19 protein-coding genes are annotated in these 19,006 nt (G+C 62.9%); 2 read left to right on the top strand and 17 right to left on the bottom strand.

Annotation, left to right across the window (positions count from 1 at the left end):
• Positions 1-77: 77 nt before the first annotated feature.
• Positions 78-263 carry a hypothetical protein gene (locus ACYVHK_RS00405; RefSeq protein ID WP_460526440.1) on the top strand — a complete coding sequence of 62 codons (186 nt, stop codon included), beginning with the start codon at positions 78-80 and terminating at the stop codon, positions 261-263.
• A gap of 138 nt (positions 264-401) precedes the next feature.
• Here ACYVHK_RS00405 and hemF read toward each other — a convergent pair whose 3' ends face one another.
• The 9 genes from hemF to pcnB form a co-directional block, all read right to left on the bottom strand.
• Complete coding sequence (gene hemF, locus ACYVHK_RS00400; RefSeq protein ID WP_460526438.1) at positions 402-1,301, bottom strand: oxygen-dependent coproporphyrinogen-III oxidase; 900 nt, start codon at positions 1,299-1,301, stop codon at positions 402-404.
• An 18-nt stretch (positions 1,302-1,319) separates the two neighbouring features.
• Positions 1,320-2,117, bottom strand: a complete 798-nt coding sequence (locus tag ACYVHK_RS00395) for a glycosyltransferase family 2 protein (RefSeq protein WP_460526436.1) — start codon at positions 2,115-2,117, stop codon at positions 1,320-1,322.
• A complete protein-coding gene (locus ACYVHK_RS00390) occupies positions 2,114-2,587 on the bottom strand; it encodes a GNAT family N-acetyltransferase (RefSeq protein WP_460526434.1) in 474 nt (157 codons plus the stop codon). Before ACYVHK_RS00390 ends, ACYVHK_RS00395 begins: the two co-directional genes overlap by 4 nt.
• Complete coding sequence (gene panC / locus ACYVHK_RS00385; protein WP_460526432.1) at positions 2,562-3,422, bottom strand: 4-phosphopantoate--beta-alanine ligase; 861 nt, start codon at positions 3,420-3,422, stop codon at positions 2,562-2,564. Before panC ends, ACYVHK_RS00390 begins: the two co-directional genes overlap by 26 nt.
• Before the next feature lie 93 nt (positions 3,423-3,515).
• Positions 3,516-4,307, bottom strand: a complete 792-nt coding sequence (panB, locus tag ACYVHK_RS00380) for a 3-methyl-2-oxobutanoate hydroxymethyltransferase (RefSeq protein WP_460526430.1) — start codon at positions 4,305-4,307, stop codon at positions 3,516-3,518.
• 220 nt (positions 4,308-4,527) lie between these two features.
• Positions 4,528-6,147: a methyl-accepting chemotaxis protein gene (locus ACYVHK_RS00375; RefSeq protein WP_460526428.1), complete on the bottom strand. Its 1,620-nt coding sequence runs from the start codon at positions 6,145-6,147 to the stop codon at positions 4,528-4,530.
• A 90-nt stretch (positions 6,148-6,237) separates the two neighbouring features.
• Positions 6,238-6,876, bottom strand: coding sequence for a deoxynucleoside kinase (locus tag ACYVHK_RS00370; RefSeq protein ID WP_460526425.1), 639 nt, complete (start codon positions 6,874-6,876; stop codon positions 6,238-6,240).
• Between the two features lie 45 nt (positions 6,877-6,921).
• Positions 6,922-7,407: a 2-amino-4-hydroxy-6-hydroxymethyldihydropteridine diphosphokinase gene (gene folK / locus ACYVHK_RS00365; protein WP_460526423.1), complete on the bottom strand. Its 486-nt coding sequence runs from the start codon at positions 7,405-7,407 to the stop codon at positions 6,922-6,924.
• The gene (pcnB, locus tag ACYVHK_RS00360; protein ID WP_460526421.1) at positions 7,404-8,744 is read right to left on the bottom strand and encodes a polynucleotide adenylyltransferase PcnB; all 1,341 of its coding nucleotides are present in this window, start codon (positions 8,742-8,744) and stop codon (positions 7,404-7,406) included. The genes folK and pcnB overlap by 4 nt, the downstream gene beginning before the upstream one ends.
• Before the next feature lie 161 nt (positions 8,745-8,905).
• Here pcnB and ACYVHK_RS00355 point away from each other — a divergent pair, with 161 nt between their 5' ends.
• Complete coding sequence (locus ACYVHK_RS00355; protein ID WP_460526419.1) at positions 8,906-9,742, top strand: PhzF family phenazine biosynthesis protein; 837 nt, start codon at positions 8,906-8,908, stop codon at positions 9,740-9,742.
• Between the two features lie 289 nt (positions 9,743-10,031).
• Here ACYVHK_RS00355 and yaaA read toward each other — a convergent pair whose 3' ends face one another.
• From yaaA to ACYVHK_RS00315, 8 genes are all read right to left on the bottom strand, one after another.
• Positions 10,032-10,811 (bottom strand): YaaA family protein, encoded by a 780-nt coding sequence (yaaA, locus tag ACYVHK_RS00350; protein ID WP_460526417.1) that lies wholly within the window; start codon positions 10,809-10,811, stop codon positions 10,032-10,034.
• 126 nt (positions 10,812-10,937) lie between these two features.
• A complete protein-coding gene (locus tag ACYVHK_RS00345; RefSeq protein WP_460526415.1) occupies positions 10,938-12,050 on the bottom strand; it encodes an ABC transporter ATP-binding protein in 1,113 nt (370 codons plus the stop codon).
• Positions 12,051-12,060: 10 nt separating this feature from the next.
• Positions 12,061-12,939 carry a carbohydrate ABC transporter permease gene (locus ACYVHK_RS00340; RefSeq protein ID WP_460526413.1) on the bottom strand — a complete coding sequence of 293 codons (879 nt, stop codon included), beginning with the start codon at positions 12,937-12,939 and terminating at the stop codon, positions 12,061-12,063.
• Positions 12,932-13,843 carry a carbohydrate ABC transporter permease gene (locus ACYVHK_RS00335; RefSeq protein ID WP_460526411.1) on the bottom strand — a complete coding sequence of 304 codons (912 nt, stop codon included), beginning with the start codon at positions 13,841-13,843 and terminating at the stop codon, positions 12,932-12,934. The genes ACYVHK_RS00340 and ACYVHK_RS00335 overlap by 8 nt, the downstream gene beginning before the upstream one ends.
• Positions 13,844-13,952: 109 nt before the next feature.
• Entirely contained in the window at positions 13,953-15,194 is a 1,242-nt protein-coding gene (locus ACYVHK_RS00330) for an ABC transporter substrate-binding protein (protein ID WP_460526409.1), read from the bottom strand.
• Between the two features lie 281 nt (positions 15,195-15,475).
• Entirely contained in the window at positions 15,476-16,879 is a 1,404-nt protein-coding gene (locus ACYVHK_RS00325) for a sensor histidine kinase (protein ID WP_460526407.1), read from the bottom strand.
• Positions 16,876-17,802, bottom strand: coding sequence for a carbohydrate kinase family protein (locus ACYVHK_RS00320; RefSeq protein ID WP_460526405.1), 927 nt, complete (start codon positions 17,800-17,802; stop codon positions 16,876-16,878). Before ACYVHK_RS00320 ends, ACYVHK_RS00325 begins: the two co-directional genes overlap by 4 nt.
• Positions 17,799-18,992, bottom strand: a complete 1,194-nt coding sequence (locus ACYVHK_RS00315) for an AGE family epimerase/isomerase (RefSeq protein WP_460526403.1) — start codon at positions 18,990-18,992, stop codon at positions 17,799-17,801. Before ACYVHK_RS00315 ends, ACYVHK_RS00320 begins: the two co-directional genes overlap by 4 nt.
• Positions 18,993-19,006: the final 14 nt, after the last annotated feature.

The raw sequence follows: 19,006 nt of genomic DNA, 5'->3' as shown, positions 1-19,006 counted from the left end.
GTAAGCACACCCACCAAAGCCAATTTCTATGTCAGGATGTGTTTAGCTGTAGCCGGATCACCTCCCAGGAGCTCACGATGACCGCCTATGTACCCGCAATAATCTGGCTGCTCTCTGCCATGATCTGCCTTAGTGTCGCCAAGAAACGCCATATCCGGCCGACCAGTGCCTGGAAAATGCGGGTCGCCCTGCTGGGTCCGGCCGCCATTCCGCTGGTGATGGCCGCCAAGCCCGAGCCCATTCACCGCCGCCAAGACCGCTGAAACGACAACGGCGCAATACCCGAAAGGCATTGCGCCGCATGGCCTTTCACTTGCCGTAGCAGGCCTGAGCGCTACACGCAACACAGGCGAAAGGTTGGTCAGCCAACAACCTTGCGCAACGCCATCGAACATCCAGGTCTAAGCCAACCAATCCCGCGCCGTCAGAAAGTCGGTCAGTAGCGCAGCCTCGGGTGTGCCGGCGGCGGGGTGGTAGTCGTAGCGCCAGTTAACCACCGGCGGCAGCGACATGAGGATGGACTCGGTCCGGCCGCCGGATTGCAGGCCAAACAGCGTGCCGCGATCCCAGACCAGGTTGAATTCGACATAGCGCCCCCGGCGATAGGCCTGCCAGTCCCGCTGCACCTGCTCGTACGGCATCTGGCGACGCCGTTCGACGATGGGCAGGTAGGCTGGCAGGAAGGCATCGCCGATCGAGCGCAGCATGGCAAAGCTCTGCTCGAAGCCCAGGTCGCTGAAGTCGTCGAAAAACACACCGCCGACGCCACGTGGCTCGTTGCGATGCTTGAGGAAGAAATAGTCGTCACACCAGGCCTTGAAACGCGGGTATTTGTCGTCGCCGAACGGTTGCAAGGCATCGTGGCAGGCCTGATGGAAGTGCACCGCGTCTTCCTCAAAGCCATAGTAGGGGGTCAGGTCCATGCCGCCGCCGAACCAGAACACGTCCGCCTCGCCCGGTGCATAGGCCCGGAACATCCGCACGTTCATATGCACCGTCGGGACATAGGGATTGCGGGGATGGAACACCAGCGACACCCCCATCGCCTCCCAGGCCCGGCCGGCCAGTTCCGGCCGGTGTGCGCTGGCGGACGGCGGCAGCTTGTCGCCCATGACATGACTGAATCCCACCCCACCCCGCTCCAGCAGGTTCCCTTCTTCCAGCAGGCGGCTGATACCACCGCCACCGGCCGGACGTTGCCATTCGTCGCGCAGGAAGGTCTTGCCGTCGGCCGCTTCCAGCGCGGTGACGATGCGCTGCTGAAGGTCGAGAAGGTAGTGCTTGATCGCGGCGGTATCCATAAGGGTGACTCGGGGAAGTTAGGAGTGAGGGGACATATCGGTCAGCAAGGAGGCCAGCCAGGCCGTCGGGTCGAATCCCAGCCGGGCGGTGCATTCATCGCGCTCAGTCTGGGTCAGCCCGTGCCACCAGCGGCAGGCGTGCACGACGGCCGGGCTCAGGTCCTTGGCATCAGGCGGAGGCAGCTCGCCCAATTGCAGGTAATGCGCCTTCCAGTTGCTGGTGTAGGCCACGCTGGGTTGCGCCAACGTACCCATGCGCATGCCCCTGGCGGCCAGCATCAGCCAGAATATCCGGTCGCCAAAGGCATGGAAAGCGGCCGGCATCCGGTTCCAGCTGCTGGCATGGTCGATCGCACCGCCGGCAAGGAACAGGCAATTGGTATCCACGCCGCGCCGGGCGTCCATGGCTTCGGCAATGGGCATGAGCCGGCCGTCGGGATAGACAAAGAAACGGTTGCTCGCCAGAACGTCGATCTGCCGGCCCTGCGCCTCCCAGGCAGCCACCAGGCCGGCGATATGCTCAGGCAGGTAATAGTTGTCCGCATCCAGGTAGGCGATCGCCTCGAACCCTTCGCTGACGGCCAGCAGCGAGCCAACCGCCCTCGGCGTATCGCCATAATCGGCGTGGGCGCTGCCCAATTGCACATGACGGACAGGCCAGTCCGCCACCAAGGGGCTGGAATGCCCATCCGAGATCAGAAAATGGGTACAGGGGTGGGTTTGCGCCGCCACGCTGTGCAGGCACCGCTGCAGATAGTCAGCCGGTTCGCGATAGTAGGGCGTGATGACGGCGACCCGCAGCGGCGACACGGTCACCCCGCAAGTCCGGGATGGACATAGCGCACATCAGGGCAGCGCTCTTCATTGTCGGCACCGTCGGTTTCAACCTCCACCACGAAGCCATGCTTCTCGTAGAAGCGCCGGGCCGGCAGGTTGGCGGCAAAGCACCATAGCTGGCGCGGCCGGCCATCCCGCATGGCGTGCCGCAGCAGCGCGGAACCGATGCCCGCTTGCCGGGCGGCCGGCGCGAGGTAGAGGTGATCCAGCCAGTCCAGGTCATAGGCAACGAAACCCAGCAGGGCGCCGTGTTCGTCACGCGCCAGCCAGACCTCATGGCTAAGTGCGAGACCGGCGAAGAACTGCGCGGTATCGGCATGCCCATGCAACACGGGCAACCAGGGCATGGCGGTGGCGCGCGACGCCATGAACAGCGTCGCCAGCTCATCCGCCAGCAGGGGTGCTTGCGCCGCGCTCAGCGGCTCAAGCCGAAATGGGCAGGACGCCACCAGGCAGACTCACTTCCAGGTTGTCGATCAGTCGCGGCTTGCCCAGACGGGCCGCGGCCAGGATCACCAGCTCCCGGTCGCCCGGACGCGCATGCTCCAGCCGCTGCTGGTCGCGGATTTCCACATAGTCCACCCGCCAGCCGTGATTCTCCAGGTCGGCCCGGGCGGTTTCAGTCAACTTCACGAAATCGGTCTCCCCAGCCGCCAGCGCGGCCTTGATGGCCGACAGGTTGCGGTACAGCCGCGGCGCCTCGGCCCGCTCGGCTTCGGTCAGGTAGCCGTTGCGCGACGACAGTGCGAGGCCGTCGTCGGCCCGGCCGGTATCTACTGGCACGATATCGATCGGCATGTCGAGATCCGCCACCATGCCCTCGATCACCTTGAGCTGCTGGAAGTCCTTCTTGCCGAACATGGCCGCATCGGGCTGCACGATATTGAACAGCTTGGTGACGACCGTCGCCACACCCCGAAAATGGCCGGGGCGGAACTGGCCATCGAGCTCATGCTGGATCGCCGGCGGTTCCACCTTGTACTGCTGCTCGATGCGCGGGTACAGCTGGTCCACGGTCGGATGGAAGACGGCATCGACGCCGGCCGCCTGCAGCTTGGCGCAGTCCTCGTCGAAAGTACGCGGATAGGTATTGAAATCCTCGCCCTGGCCGAACTGCAGCGGATTGACGAAGATGGACACCACGACCTTGCCACCGCGCGCCTTGGCTGCGGTACACAGGGATATATGTCCTTCGTGCAGATTGCCCATGGTGGGCACGAAGGCGACAAAACCGGCGGTTTTGCGCCAGGCGCGGAAGTCGGCGATGGTGGTAAAGATGTGCATGGTCAGCCTTGCCTTGGAGTCGCGGCACAGGCCATGGCAGGACGGCACTGCACCCAAGCGGCAGAGGGATGGACCCACCGCCGCACCTGAAGATTAGAAGCTGTGTTCGCCCGCCGGGAAGGTCTTGGCCTTCACCTCACGGACATAGGCTTCCACCGCGCCGTGGATGCTGGTCACGCCTTGCATGAAATTCTTCACGAAACGGGCCTTCTTGCCGGGATAGACACCCAGCATGTCATAGACGACCAGCACCTGGCCATCCACGTCGACGCCGGCGCCGATGCCGATGGTCGGCACCTGCAGGCTATCGGTGATCTCGCGGGCCAGCGCCGCCGGTACCATCTCCATCAGCACCATGGATGCCCCCGCCGCTTCCAGCGCCTTGGCGTCACGCTTGAGCTGCTCGGCACCGCTATCGGTCTTGCCCTGCACCTTAAAGCCGCCAAACACATGGACAGACTGCGGCGTCAGGCCGATATGGGCGCAAACCGGTATCCCGCGCTGCACCAGGAAGGCCACCGTTTCGGCCATGAACTCGCCACCTTCGAGCTTGACCATCTCGGCACCGGCCGCCATCAGTTTGGCGGCAGCCTCGAAAGCCTGCTGCGGACTGGCCTGGTAGGCACCGAACGGCAAGTCAGCCAGCACCATGGCCTGCTTGGCATTCCGGGCGACGCAGCGGGTGTGATAGACCATCTGCTCCATGCTGACCGGCAGGGTCGAGACCTCACCCTGGATAACCATGCCCAGCGAGTCGCCAACCAGCAACACCTCGACGCCGGCATCCGCCATCAAGCTGGCGAAGCTCGCGTCATAGCAGGTCAGCATGACGATCTTCTGGGCTTCCTGCTTGAGCTTGTGCAGGTTGGATACGGTGATCTTCATGGGGGGAGTCCATCCTTGATCTAGCGCTTGCTTTGCGCATTTTGCGGGGTAATGGCGCTTTCGCTGCGTGCGCCATCCTGGGGCAACGAGAGCAAGCTTGCCTCATTTCGATGCGGCGCAACAATAGCTGAAAGTCCCCACCCCGCTCAACCCTGTCGGCCAGGAAAAACCGTGCAAATGCACTAGTTTTTGCCCGATGAGCGGGGCGACGGGCAAGCATTCACAGCTGGTATCCGCCTACGACCTTGTTCATGGCCGTAGCCAGCCGCTGCAGTTCGACCGACAGCTCCGTACTGCGTTCAGCAGCACGACTATTCTCTTCGGCCATCTGCGCCACCCTTTCCACCTGTCCAGCAATGGCATTGCTGGCCGTACTCTGCTCGCGCAAGGCGCCGGCGATCTCTTCGACCAGGCTGCTGCTCTGTGCCGCCGAACCGGCAATACGGTCTATCGCATCGCGGGTGTCCGCCCCCTCGCCCACGCCCAGTCGTACCGATTCAACCGCCTGCGCCATGCGCGCCGATACCTGGGCCGAACGCTGCTGGATCGCGGCGACCATGGACGAGATTTCCACCGTCGAGCTGGCCGTGCGCTCCGCCAGCTTGCGTACTTCATCGGCCACCACCGCAAACCCCCGTCCCTGCTCGCCGGCGCGGGCAGCCTCGATGGCGGCATTGAGCGCCAGCAGATTGGTCTGCTCGGCCACCTCCTTGATCACGGCGACCACGGTACTGATCTGCCGGCCGCTCTCTTCCAGCTGCGCCATCTCCGCCGCCGCCTCGTCCACCACGGACGCGATCGCCTCGATGCGAGCAACCGTGGACACCATCGAGTCCCGGCCGGCCACCGCCAGGCTGCCCGCTTCTCGGGTCAGCTGGTTGGCCTCGACAGTACGGTCGGAAACATGATTGATACTGACCGTCACCTGCTCGACATTCGCCGCCATCGAGGACGATGCCTCGCTCTGCGCCTGCGAGCTGCTGGTCACCTGCTGGGCGGATCCCGCCAGCTCGACCGATGTCGTCGCCAGATGCTCCGCATCGGCCCGTATGGTCCTGAGCCCGTCCCGTAGCCGCTCAATCAGACCATTGAAGGCCCGCAATAGATCCGATATCTCGTCCTTGCCGGTCACCGGAATGCTGCGGGTAAAATCCAGCTCCCGCGCCACTCTGGCGACCTGCAGGCTGGCCTGATTGGCCGTGCCTGCCACCGAGCGATAGGTCATGAAGGCATTCCAGGCCAGCAGCAGCGTGGTCAGGGCGACCAGGGCCAGCGTGATCCACAGCGCAGCCCGGTAATCCCGCTCCGCCTGCTGCTTGTACTTCTCGGTCCAGTGTCGGTTGTATTCGACATGCTTGCCGAGCGTCGCCAGAGCCTTGTCGGCCGCCGGCTTCAAGGTGCTGGTCGCATAGCGCTGGGCCGCTTCCTTGTCATGGCTGCGCGACAGCTCCAGCGCCTTCGTCGCCAACCTGAAATAGGCCTCCAACGCCTGCAGGTCGGCGCTGAGCAACCCTCTGTCCTCGTCGTCATCGGCCAACACGGCATAGTCCTTCAGGTCTTTTTCGACATTACTGCGGTTACCCGCCAGTTGCTGCTCCATGCTGGTCATGGCGCCACCATCCTGAAGCAGGATATGGTTCAGCACATCGGTACGGACCTTCATGAAGCCCAGTTGGGCACTCTCCAGCACCAGGATGCTGGGCACGACGTTATCGCCCATGTCCTCGATGGCATCACGCGAATTGATCAATTGGTAGAGACCATTGGCACTGGCAAGCCATAAGCCACCCAGTGCAACGATGATCAGGAAGGCAAGACGATGGGAGATGCGTTGCAGCATGGTGGCGCTCCGGGCTGGGTTTCTGCTCCAGACACCATCTTAGAACCTGACCCGCGCGAATACACCCCGGCCGCGGACCGCCACGGCAACTCAGGCCTTGTTGAAATACTCGCGTGCGCTACGCATGCCGGCAATTCGGCCAAGCAGGAGACGAAAGTCGTCCGGGTTCTCAACCAGGTTGAGGTTCTCGGTGTTGACGATCAGCACCGGCGCCTCGTTATAGTCATAGAAGAAACGACTGTAGCGTTCGGCCAGCTTGCGCAAATAGCCATCGGCAATACGCGATTCGTAGTCGCGCGAACGCGTGTGCACGCGCGAAACCAGGGTATCGATATCGGCCTGCAGATAGATCACCAGGTCCGGTGTCGGTGCCCGGACCCTGAGATGACGGTAGATATCGGAATAGAGGCGGAACTCATCGTCGCTGAGGATCAGTTCGGCAAACAACGGGTCCTTGTCGAACAGGAAGTCCGCCACGGTCTGACCGCCGAACAGGTCCATCTGGGTCAGGCTCTCGACCTGTTCGACCCGCTGGAATAGGAAAGACAACTGGGTCGGCAGCGCATAGCGCTGCATATCCATATAGAACTTGGGCAGGAAAGGGATCGCATCGGGGTTTTCCAGCAGCAGGTTGGCCTCCAGCTGCTCACCCAGCTTGCGGGCCAGCGTGGTCTTGCCTACGCCGATCGGACCTTCGACGACGATGTAACGATAACGCTCCAAGCCCATTGCCGATTTCCTCGTAAGTCGGGCCTCGGGGCCCGACGGCGCTAATCAATTCTGGATGCGACTCAAACCCGTCTGGTCTACCTGGCCCAGCAAGGCCGCCAGGGGAATGGCCCCAGGAAGCATCAACTCGGGGGCGATTTCCAGCAAAGGTAACAGCACAAAGCCACGCTCGATCATGCGGGGATGCGGCACGGTTAGCCTGTCGTCATGCAGCAGTGCCTCACCATACAGCAACAGGTCCATGTCGAGCGTACGCGGTGCGTTACGGAAACTGCGTTCACGCCCGTGCGTCTGTTCGATCGCCAGCAGGCCATCGAGCAAGGCATGAGGTGACAGGCCGGTTTCAATCGCAGCCACCGCGTTGATGAAGTCCGGCTGGTCCAGATAGCCCACCGGCGCACTGCGATAAAGCGAGGAGCAGGCCAGCAGCCGGGTTTGCGGCAGCTCCCCCAGTGCCGCCGTTGCCGCACGTACCGTACCGGCGGCGTCGCCCAGGTTGGCACCCAGGCCGATATAAGCGTGCACGCTCACTGGCCGTCATCCGCCAATGCCGCACCACCCTGTCCACCACCACTGCGACGACGACGGCGCTTCTTGGTGCCATCTCCCGCCTGCGGTCGGACCAGCATGGCCTCGCGTTCGGCGCTGTCCGCCTGCTGGAAGCGGGTCCACCAGTCGGCCAGTTCCTGGTCAGCTTCGCCCACCGAGGCCCGCAGACAGAGGAAATCGTAACCGGCGCGAAAGCGCGGGTTCTCCAGCAGGCGGAATGGCTTGATCCCGCTACGCTGCTCGAAGCGCGGCTGCAGAGTCCAGATTTCCTTCATGGCGGTGCCATAGCGACGCGGTATCGCGAGCTTCTGCTCCTGTACCGCCTCGACTTCGTCGATCGCCGAGAACAGTGCCAGCATGGCCTTCTCGCCGGCCTTCTTGCGGGCTTCCCAGTTGTCCAGCACCTCCAGCCATAACAAGGCGGCGAACACATAACCGGCAGAAACAGGCTTGTCTTCGCGGATGCGGCGGTCGGTATTCTCCAGTGCGTTGCGCAGGAAGGCTTCGCCCTGCGGCATCTTCATCATCTTGTCGAGCAGGGGGAAGAAGCCGTGGTGCAGGCCTTCGTCACGCAACTGCATCAGGCAGGCCCAGCTCTGGCCCGAGAACAGGAGCTTGAGCATTTCGTCGAACAGGCGCGACGACGGTACATTCTCAAGCAGGGTAGCCAGCTCGCGGATCGGCTTGCGAGTCGCAGGATCAATGGTCAGTCCGAGCTTGGCCGCCAGGCGGACCGCCCGCAGCATGCGCACCGGGTCTTCACGATAACGCACCGCCGGCGCACCAATCATGGCCATGCGCTTCTTCTCGATGTCTTCCACGCCGCCGTGGTAATCGATGATCTCTTCACGGCTAGGATCGTAGAACAGCGCATTGACGGTGAAATCGCGGCGCTTGGCGTCGTCCTCCTGGTTGCCCCAGGTGTTGTCTCGAATGATGCGGCCGGCGTCATCGGTCAACGATTCGCCACTGCCGCGGAAAGTGGACACTTCCACCACTTCATCGCCAAACAGTACATGTACCAGCCGGAAACGTCGCCCGATGATGCGGGAACGGCGGAACACCTTGTGGACTTCCTCCGGCGTCGCGCTGGTCGCCACGTCGAAATCCTTGGGGTCCTTGCCCAGCAGCAGGTCACGTACCGCACCGCCGACCACAAAGGCCTCGAAGCCGGCCGCCTGCAGTTGGTCAGTGGTCTTGAGCGCGAAGGAGGGCAAGCGGTTGCGGCGTATGCCGTGGCGCTTGAGTGGAATCACCACGCGGCCACCGCCATGACGCTTCTTGAGCTTGAGTACGCGGCCGATCAGTTTACGAATCATGTTGTTATTCGGGAATTGGTGCTGGATAAGCGCCGATTATAGCCGGGAAGCCGCCACTGTTATTTTTGGCGACGTACCCGGTGGTCTTTATCACAGTAGTTCCCCATCCGGCACCTGCCCAGGATGGCCCATCGTTACCGCAATCTGCCTCTGGAGCCCCCATGCCCGCCCTGCGCTATCGCCTGCTGAACGTCTTTGCCGAAAGCCCCTTCGGCGGCAATCCCCTGGCCGTCATCGAGGATGGCAGCCCCTTGAGCGATGCCGAAATGCAACTGGTGGCACGCCAGTTCAACCTGTCGGAAACCACCTTCCTACTTCCGTCGACCGACGCGACCGCCCGGGTCCGCATCTTCACCCCCGGCTACGAAATGCCCTTCGCCGGCCACCCGACACTCGGCTCTGCCCACGTCGTACGACAATTGCTGGGTACCGGTGACGTGATCAGCCTGGAAATGCAGGCCGGCATCATTCCGGTCAGTGCGGAAGGTGATCGCTGGACCCTGCAGGCCAACGCACCGACCCATCGGCCCATGGAGGCGAACCCGGCCCAGTTGGCCGAGATGCTGGGCCTGCCCGAATCCGCCATCGCCGGCCCGACGCTGTGGGTCAGCTGCGGCAACGAGCAATCCATGATCCCGCTGGCCTCGCCCGAACTGGTCCATGCCTGCCGCCCCAATGCGGAGCTAATGCAGCGCTACAGCGTGAACGACACCGGCAAACCCAAGGCCTATGTCTTTGCCCGCACCGCCGAAGGCTTCGAGTCGCGCTTCTTCTGGACACCCGACACCGGCATCGCCGAAGACCCCGGCACCGGCTCTGCCGCCGCCAACCTGGGCGGCTGGTGGCTGGCGACCCAGGGCGCACAACCCTTGGACGCCACGATCTCGCAAGGCACCGCGATGGGCCGCCCAAACGTGCTGCGCCTGAAGGTGAACGACGGTCACATCTCTGTGGGTGGTCGGGTGGTGGAGATTGGGCGTGGGGAGCTGCACTGGTAGGGGAGGCACAGCCACCGGCTAGGGCGGCGACGCCAGATCAGGGCCCGGCCTGGCCGGGCCTTAACGGGCAGCCGATGTGCACGCAGCCCCTTGCTCTATCGAACCCACTCCCCCTGCCCTCGCCGCCGCGAGGGAGCCTCGCTGACGCTCGTCAGCACCCTTGTCTACCTGAGTGCGAGACCAACGGTCTGCCTGGATTCGGTACGCCGTAGGGTGGATGAGCCGAAGGCGTTATCCACCAGATTCCACGCCCTGACGCCGCCAGGACGCGCCGTCCACATCAATACCGTCAGACCGCAGCCAGGTCGCGGCGGAAGATCAGGCGATCGGGGCTGCTGATTTCTGCCTCGTAGCGATAGCCGTCTACATCGAAATCGCGCAGGCCGTCGACCTTGTCGATGCGGTGCTGCAAGGCGTAGCGGGCCATCAGGCCGCGGGCGCGTTTGGCATAGAAGCTGATGATCTTGTACTTGCCGTTCTTGAAGTCCTCGAACACGCACTCCACCAGGCGGGCCTTGAGCTTTCGGGGTTTGACCGACTTGAAGTATTCATCGCTGGCGAGGTTCACCAGCACTGGCGACTTCTGGGTGGCGAGCTCAAGGTTGAGCGCGTCGGTGATCGTGTCACCCCAGAACTCGTACAGATTCTTGCCGCCCGGGCTGGCCAGCCGCGTGCCCATTTCCAGCCGGTACGGCTGCATGAGGTCCAGCGGGCGCAGCAGGCCGTACAGGCCGGACAGGATGCGCAGCTTCTGCTGAGCGCGATCCAGGTCCTTGCTGGCGAGACTCGCGGCGTCCAGCCCCTCGTAGACATCCCCCATGAAGGCAAAGATGGCCTGCTTGCTATTGGCAGGCGTGAACTCCGGGCTCCATGCCTGGTAGCGTGCCACGTTCAGCGCGGCCAACGGGTCCGAGATGCTCATCAACTGGCCGATCTCGGCCGGTGACTTCTGCTTCAGCACCTCGATCAGGCGTGAGGAATGCTCGGTAAATTCAGGCAGGGTGAACTTGCGGGTCTGGGCAGGCGTCTCGAAATCCAGGGTCTTGGCGGGGGACAGCACAAACAGCATGGCGTATTCCTAAGGCGTAGGCCTGCAATTCTACCGTTCATTCACCCCGCTGCCGAACGCCGCCTGAAATGAAAAAAGGCGCGAATTGCTTCGCGCCGATAGAGTCAGACCCTGAAATCGTTGTGCTTAAGCGAGTCGCTTTTCCGTGGCCGGATCGAACAGCAAGGCCTTGCCCGGATCCAGCGTGAGCTGGACCTGCTGGCCAGGCGCACCGGCGGCGCGCGGGTGGCAGCGGGCAACGGTCTTGGTGCCGTTCAAGGTGACGGTCACCAGGGTGTCCGGACCGGTCGGCTCGATGATCGAGACCGTCGCGGTAAGCGACTGCAGATCGGTACGCTCGCTATGCGCGCTGGAAGGATCGGTCAGTTGTTCCGGACGCACGCCCAGCACCACCTTCTTGCCCACATAGCCGCGCTGATTGTCGGTGATCGGACCCAGCGTGATCTTCTGCGGGCCGCTGCCGTTATCCAGCACCACCACGGCATGACCACCCTCCTCGGTCAGGTCGACCGGGATGAAGTTCATGGATGGCGAACCGATAAAGCCGGCGACGTACAGGTCGGCAGGCGAATCGTAAATCTGCTGCGGCGTGCCGAACTGGCGGACTTCGCCATCCTTCATGACGGCAATCTTGTCGGCCAACGTCATGGCTTCGATCTGGTCATGCGTCACGTAGACGATGGTGGTGCCGAGGCGCTGGTGCAGCAGCTTGATCTCGGAGCGCAGCTCGACCCGCAGCTTGGCGTCGAGGTTGGACAGCGGCTCGTCGAACAGGAACAAGGACGGGTTGCGGGCCAGGGCACGACCCATGGCGACGCGCTGGCGCTGGCCACCGGACAACTGGTTCGGCTTGCGGTCCAGCAGGTGTTCCATCTGCAGCATCTTGGCGACGCGGGCGATGATCTCGTCCTGCTCGCTCTTGGGTACCTTGCGGATCTCCAGGCCAAAGGCGATGTTCCGGCGCACCGTCATGTTCGGGTAGAGCGCGTAGCTCTGGAACACCATGGCGATATCGCGGTCCTTCGGCGACAACTGGTTGACCACACGCTCACCGATGGCGATCTCGCCGGAGCTGATGTCGTCGAGACCGGCGATCATGTTCAACAAGGTGGACTTGCCGCAACCGGAGGGGCCGACCAGGATCAGGAATTCACCCTTCTCGATCTCGATATCGATGCCCTTGAGGATATGTGTGTTGCCGTAGCTCTTCTTGACGTTGCGGATACTGAGTGCGCCCATGGCTGCTCCCTTAACCTTTGACCGCGCCGGCCGTCAGGCCGCGCACAAAATATTTACCGCCGATGGCGTAGACGACGAGGGTGGGCAGCGCCGCGATGATGGCCGCGGCCATATCGACGTTGTACTGCTTCACCCCGGTGCTGGTATTGACCAGGTTGTTCAGTGCCACGGTGATGGGCTGGCCATCGCCGGCGCTGAATACCACCCCGAACAGGAAGTCGTTCCAGATCTGCGTCGTCTGCCAGATCAGGCACACCATGATGGTGGGAATCGAGATCGGCAGCAGGATGCTGAAGAAGATGCGGAAGAAACCGGCACCGTCGATACGCGCAGCCTTGACCAGCTCACCCGGTACCGTCACGTAGTAGTTACGGAAGAACAGGGTGGTGAACTGCAGGCCATACACCACGTGGACCAGGATCAAACGGCCGGTACCACTCTCGATGCCCAGCATGCCCAGCACCTGTGCCATCGGCAGAATCACCACCTGGAAGGGCAGGAAGGTACCGATCAGCAGCGCCATGAAGAAGGCGTCCGAGCCCTTGAAACGCCACATCGACAGGATGTAGCCGTTGAAGGCGCCCACCAGGGTGGAGATCAGCACCGAAGGGATCATCATCTTCAGGCTGTTGCCGAAGTAGCCCTTCATGCCGCCACACTCGACGCCGGTACAGGCGGAATCCCATGCCGTCTTCCAGGCATCGAAATTCAGCGAGCCCGGCAGCGACATCAGGTTGCCGTTGCGGATCTCGTCCAGCGTCTTGAGACTGGTACTGAGCATCACGAACAAGGGGGCGAGATAGAAGATCGCCACCAGCACCAGGATCCCGTAGATCGTGAAACGGGCGATCTTGGCCTGGGTGGTTTGATGGTATGCGAGATTAGCCACGACGCTCCCTCCGCAGTTCCGAGTAGAGCAACGGCATGACAACCGCGCAGGCAGTGAACAGCATCATCATGGCGCTGGCCGCACCGAGGCCAAGCTGGCCACGGGTGAAGCCATGCTGGTACATGAAGATCGAAGGCAGGTCGGTCGCAAAGCCCGGGCCGCCGCCAGTCAGCGCCATCACCAGGTCAAAGCTCTTGACCGCGATGTGGGCAAGAATCATGAAAGCACTCAGAAATACCGGCCGCAGGCTGGGGATGATGATGCGGGTGTAGATGGTAGGCAGGGAGGCGCCATCCACCTGGGCCGCCTTGATGATGGAATCATCAATGCCACGCAAGCCAGCCAGGAACAGGGCCATCACGAAGCCGGAGGACTGCCACACACCGGCAATGACCACGGTGTAGATCGCATAGTCCGGATTGATGATCCAGTCGAAGGTAAAGTTGGTGAAGCCGAAGTCGTGGGCCAGCTTCTCGATGCCCAGGCCCGGATTTAATATCCATTTCCACGCGGTACCGGTCACGATGAAGCTCAGTGCCATCGGGTACAGATACAGCGTACGCAAGGCGCCTTCGCCGCGGATCTTCTGGTCCAGCAGCACCGCCATGACCAGGCCGACGAACAGGCTGACCAGGATGAACAAGCCGCCGAAGATGCCGAGGTTGCGCATGGACTGCCACCAACGCTCGTTGGAGAACAGCTCGATGTACTGCACGAAGCCCGCCCATTCATAACGGGGCAGCAAGCGTGATTCGGTGAACGAGAGCCAGCCGGTCCAGGCAATGAAGCCATAGAAGGCAATCAGACAAGCAAGCACCGTGGGGGCGATGACCAGCCGAGGCAATATCGTGTCGGCTAGGCGACTGAGTGAAAAACCCGGCGCGCCGTGACGGGAAGCTGTCATGGCGTCTCCTTTGCGTGGTTGGGATGGAACGACAGGTGTGTCATGAAGGCTCCGGTGCCCGTGCGGGCGCACCGGAGGGTTCACTCCTCGCTGACGCGAGTTTTTTTACTTACTTCTTCTTAGAGGCAGCCAGCAGTTTTGCAACTGCTTCTTTGCTCGTCATGTTGGAGTTCATGAACGAGGAAATCACATCCTGGGTCGCGCCTTGCACCGCCGACGGCATGGCCATCTGGTGGGCGAAGGACGGAACCAGCGAGCCAGCCTTGTTGGTGGCCACGAAGTCAGCGGTCGACTTCTTGGCGCAATCGTCGAACTTGCTCATGTCGGCACCCAGGCGAACAGGGATCGAACCCTTGTTCAGGTTGAACACTTCCTGGAAGGCGGGCGACAGCACGGTCGAGGCGAAATCGTTGGTGGCCTTCTGATCCTTGTTCTTCTGTGCGAAGACGATGAAGGAGTCGATGTTGAAGGTGTAGGCCTTGTCGGTACCCGGTGCGGCTACGCACAGGTAGTCGGTACCCGGCTTCTTGCCAGCGGCGGTGAATTCGCCCTTGGCCCAGTCACCCATGAACTGCATGCCGGCCTCGCCCTTGATGACCATGGCAGTCGCCAGGTTCCAGTCACGACCGGCAGCGTTCTTGTCGATATGGCCGCGCACCATGCGCAGGGTATCGAAAGCCTTCAGCGTGGTCGGGCTGTCGATGGCCTTCGGATCCAGCTGGATGAAGGCCTTCTTGTAGTAGTCGGCACCACCGACACCCAGGGCGACCGATTCGAACACGGTCGCGTCTTGCCAGGGCTGGCCACCGTGGGCAACGGCGATCAGGCCGGCCTTTTCAATCTTCTTGGCGGCTTCGTCAAACTCGGCCCAGGTGGTCGGCACCTTGGCGCCGGCCTTCTTGAACACTTCCGGGTTGACCCACATCCAGTTCACGCGGTGCACGTTGACCGGCACGGCCACATAGTGACCCTTGTACTTCATGCCGTTGGCGACCACGGGTGGCAGCAGGCTGTCCCACTTTTCGGAGCCTGACACGGCGTCCAGATTCGCCAGCACGCCTTCGGCGGCCCATTCCTGGATGGAAGGACCCTTCACTTGGGCGGCGGTCGGGGGGTTGCCCGAGACAACGCGGGTCTTCAGCACGGTCATGGCGTTATCGCCAGCACCGCCAGCCACGGCGAAGTCTTTCCAGGTGTGGCCCTTGGCCGACATCATGGTCTTCAGTTCGGCCACCGACTTGGCTTCACCGCCAGAGGTCCACCAGTGCAGCACTTCAACTTCACCGGCAATAGCATTCAGGGAAAATGCGCAGGCGACAGCCAGCGCTACATTCAGGCGACGGGATTGCATTTGTCTCGCTCCTTGTTGGAATAGTGCCGCAAGCAGTCCGGCTTGCGACTGCTGCGAAATATAACTACGGGTGTAAGTTTTGTGAAGGTTTTCTGTAAGTTTTCAGTAAGTTTCGATGTTGCGGCGCACCAAGGAAATGCATGAACCCGCACCACGCCTCGCTTTGGGGCAATTTCATGCACCGTCTGATTGCAGCGACACCCTGGAGCAAATACTCAGGTCGTCTCACCGAAATGTCGGAATCCTACAGATTGGTAGCATCGAAAAGCGCGGCTAGAAACTCAGGTCAGACGGAACCGCACCGTGACCAGCAAGCCATGCGGCACGCTGTCCGCCAGGCTGACCTGGGCCTGATGGCGGCGGGCGATCTCCTGGACGATGGCCAGACCCAGGCCGCAGCCCTTGCCCTGCCCTTCCATGCGCCCGCGATAGAAGCGCTCGAACACCCGCTCCCGCTCCTCGGCCGGAATACCCGGGCCGTTGTCGCGGATCTCGACTCGCGCCATGTCGTGCTCGTCCATGACCCGGACGCCGATCTCGCTGCCGGCCGGGCAATACTGGATCGCGTTGTCGATCAGGTTCACCAGCAACTCCCGCAGCAACGCCTCATGACCACTGATCAACAGGTGATGGGGTGCCTCGTCCAGCCCCAGGTCGATACCCCGCGCCAGCGCACGCGGCACCGCCTCCATGGTGGCCTCGCGCGCCAGCCTGGCGAGGTCAACCGGCGCCAGCGTCAGGGGCGCCTCCGGCTCGGCGCGGGCCAGTGCCAGCAACTGGTTGACCATGCGGATCGCCCGCCCGACGCTGGTTTCAATCTGTCCCAGCCGCTGGGTCAGCGCCTGCCGGTCCGGCTCGATGCTCGCCAGCTCGCCCCGCGCCAGCTCGGTCTGTGACTTCAGCCCCGCCAGGGGGGTGCGCAACTGGTGGGCGGCATCGGCAATAAAGCGCCGCTGCCCCGCCACCTGGGTATTGACCTCGCCCAGCAGTGTATTGATGGCCTGGGTCAGGGTACGGACCTCGGCCGGTGCATCCTCGACTTCCAGCGGCGCAAGATCGCGCGGCGACCGGTTCTCCACCAGCCGGCGCAGATGTCGCAACGGCGACAGGCCACGGCTGATGCCGGCCCAGACCAGCACGCTGGTCAGCACCATCAGCATCGACAAGGGCATGACGGTGTCGATGAAGATATCGCGCGCCAGCTGGGTGCGAAGGGTCGTACTCTTGGCCACCTGCACCAGCATGCTCTGCGGCCGCCCTTCGGAGCCGACCCGCAGGTACAGCGCCGCCACCCGCACCGGCCGGCCACGCAGGTTGCCATCGTAGAAGTAGGGATGGCCGAACTGGCGGGCGACACCATTAGGTGTCGGCGGCAGGTCCTTCTCCCCCAGGATGAAGGCACCCGGCGGCGTACTGACCATGTAGTACAGCCGATCGCTCGGGTCTTCCTCAAGGATCTCGCGCGCAGCGCGCGGGAAGTCGATGTACAGGCCATCACCGAAAGGCTTGACCTGCCTTGCCAGCGCCCGGCTCGACTCCGCCAGGCTGCGGTCGATCACCTCATTGGCGTAGCGTAGTGCGACCGAATAGGAAACAAATGCCGCCGCCAGCCACAGCACCAATTGAGGCAACAACAGCCAGACCAGCAACTGCCGGCGTAAGGAAAGCTTGCGCGGTGCCGTCAAGCGCGCGCCTCCAGCCGGGTAGCTGCATACAGGGTCTCGACACCGGCCAGGGTCGGTGGCGTCGCCCCTGCAGCAAGGCAAGCCGCCGCACCGGAAGCCACCGAGAAGCGCAGGTGCTCGCCCCCGTCCCGCTCCGGCCACTGCAGCAGGCTGAACAGCAGACCACCGATGCTGGCGTCGCCGGCACCGACCGTATCGACCACCTCGATCTTCGGTGGCCGGCACAGCCAATGCTGCGCCTGCTGATGCAGCGACGCCCCCTCGCCACCACGGGTGTAGAGATAGGTCGCGTCCGCATTCCAGTCGCGCAGGGTGGCAAAGGCAGCGTCGATATCTTCGGTGCGGAACAGCCCGGCGAGGTCCTCGTCCGATACCTTGACCACATCGGCCAGCCGCGTCATCTGCTGCAGGGTCGCGTCGTAACGCTCATCCATCAGCACCCGGAAATTCGGGTCGTAGCTGATCTTCACGCCAGCAGCCTTGAGCGTGCCGGCCAGCGCGACCAGGCGCCCCGCCAACGGTGGCCGGGCCAGGCTGATGCCGCAGAAGTGCGCCCAGCGCGCGCCCTGCATCCAGCCCTCGGGCAGAAGGGCCGGATCAAAATGCAGGTCCGCCGCGTCGTCACCCACAAAGAAGTACTTGGGTGGCTGGGTCTCATGCACCACGGCCAGTAGCGGCGACTTGTCCAGGCGCTGCAAGAAGCGCAGGTCCAGGCCCGCCGCTTCGCTAGCGCGCCACAAATCGTCGCCAAAACAATCACGGCTGATCGCACCGGCGAAAGCGCTCGGCACCCCGAGGCTGGCCATGACGCGCGCCACATTCCAGGTTGCGCCACCCACCTTGCTCACCCAGCTGTCAGGGCCGGTGCGTATCAGGTCGGTCAGGGCCTCGCCGGGGGCGATGAAGCGTGGCAGCGTACTCATGCCGGCACCGCATTCAGGACTTCGTAGCAGGCGCCCATGGTGTGGTAGTCGGTCTTGCCGGCCGGGCTCTTCTCATCGGTCAACTTGCTGTTGTCCGGCGCCAGGATGCGGTACCAGGCACCATATTCATGGTCGACGAAATGCTGCCAGCTATAGGCCCACAGCTTGTCATACCAGCTCCAGTAGTACTCGTCGCCGGTCTCCCGCCCCAGCAGGGCTGCGGCCGCCAGGCTCTCGGCCTGTACCCAGAAGTACTTGTCGGCATCGCAGATGCTGTCATCCGGCGCAAAGCCGTACACCAGCCCGCCGTTGACCGCATCCCAGGAGCGCTCGACTGCCGCCTTGAACAGCGCCTCGGCCCGTGGCAGCAGCCAGGGCTGCGGGCGATGCCGCGCCAGGATCAACAACAGCTTGGCCCACTCGGTCAGGTGGCCGGGCTGGTAGCCCCAGGGCCGGAAGATATTGGTCTTGTCGTCCTTGTTGTAGTCCCAATCCACGCTCCAGTCGGCGTGGTAGTGCTCCCACATCATGTCATTGGCCAACGCCGCCTGCCGCTGGGTGATATGGATCGCCAGCTGCTCTGCCCGGTCCAGGTAGCGCTGCTCGCCGCTGGCCTCGAAGGCCGCCAGCATGGCCTCGCAGGCGTGCATATTCGCGTTCTGGCCACGGTAGGGCTGCAACTGCCAGTCGGCCGTCGCCTCATCGGCATAGAGCCCGTACTGCGGCTCCCAGAAGCGCTGCTCCATCAGATTGAAGGTCTCGGCCAACCACTCGCGCGCTTCCGGCACGCCGGCCATCAAGGCATGGGCATAGGCCAGCACCACGAAAGCCAGGCCATAACAATGGTTGGTGCCGTCCAGCAAGGTCGCCTTGCCATCCTGCCAATGCAGCAGCCAGGCATAGCCACCGGTCTGCGGGTTGCGGTGAGCCGTGCGCAGGAAATCCAGGCCATGCCGGACCGCCTCGAGATGAGCGGGATCACCAAACTGCCGATAGGCCATGGCGTAGTTGAAGACAAAGCGGGTGCTGCTGACCAGGTGCCGGCTGTGCGCGTCATAGACGCTGCCGTCATCCTTGAAGAAATGATAAAAGCCCCCGCTCGCGTCGATCACGTTCGGCGCGTAGAAGTCGAGGGTGTGGCGGATGTGTTCCAGCAGGAAGCCACGCTGACGAAAATCGGGTAAAGCCATGAGCCGGGTTACTC

Source organism: Chitinimonas naiadis (assembly GCF_054780835.1).
This window is presented reverse-complemented; position numbering and strand designations above follow the sequence as displayed.

Coding starts and splice junctions, on each gene's coding strand:
- ACYVHK_RS00405 (WP_460526440.1), top strand. CDS start 78: ATGACCGCCTATGTACCCGCAATAATCTGGCTGCTCTCTGCCATGATC.
- hemF (WP_460526438.1), bottom strand. CDS start 1,301: ATGGATACCGCCGCGATCAAGCACTACCTTCTCGACCTTCAGCAGCGC.
- panC (WP_460526432.1), bottom strand. CDS start 3,422: ATGCACATCTTTACCACCATCGCCGACTTCCGCGCCTGGCGCAAAACC.
- panB (WP_460526430.1), bottom strand. CDS start 4,307: ATGAAGATCACCGTATCCAACCTGCACAAGCTCAAGCAGGAAGCCCAG.
- ACYVHK_RS00375 (WP_460526428.1), bottom strand. CDS start 6,147: ATGCTGCAACGCATCTCCCATCGTCTTGCCTTCCTGATCATCGTTGCA.
- ACYVHK_RS00370 (WP_460526425.1), bottom strand. CDS start 6,876: ATGGGCTTGGAGCGTTATCGTTACATCGTCGTCGAAGGTCCGATCGGC.
- pcnB (WP_460526421.1), bottom strand. CDS start 8,744: ATGATTCGTAAACTGATCGGCCGCGTACTCAAGCTCAAGAAGCGTCAT.
- ACYVHK_RS00355 (WP_460526419.1), top strand. CDS start 8,906: ATGCCCGCCCTGCGCTATCGCCTGCTGAACGTCTTTGCCGAAAGCCCC.
- yaaA (WP_460526417.1), bottom strand. CDS start 10,811: ATGCTGTTTGTGCTGTCCCCCGCCAAGACCCTGGATTTCGAGACGCCT.
- ACYVHK_RS00345 (WP_460526415.1), bottom strand. CDS start 12,050: ATGGGCGCACTCAGTATCCGCAACGTCAAGAAGAGCTACGGCAACACA.
- ACYVHK_RS00335 (WP_460526411.1), bottom strand. CDS start 13,843: ATGACAGCTTCCCGTCACGGCGCGCCGGGTTTTTCACTCAGTCGCCTA.
- ACYVHK_RS00330 (WP_460526409.1), bottom strand. CDS start 15,194: ATGCAATCCCGTCGCCTGAATGTAGCGCTGGCTGTCGCCTGCGCATTT.
- ACYVHK_RS00320 (WP_460526405.1), bottom strand. CDS start 17,802: ATGAGTACGCTGCCACGCTTCATCGCCCCCGGCGAGGCCCTGACCGAC.
- ACYVHK_RS00315 (WP_460526403.1), bottom strand. CDS start 18,992: ATGGCTTTACCCGATTTTCGTCAGCGTGGCTTCCTGCTGGAACACATC.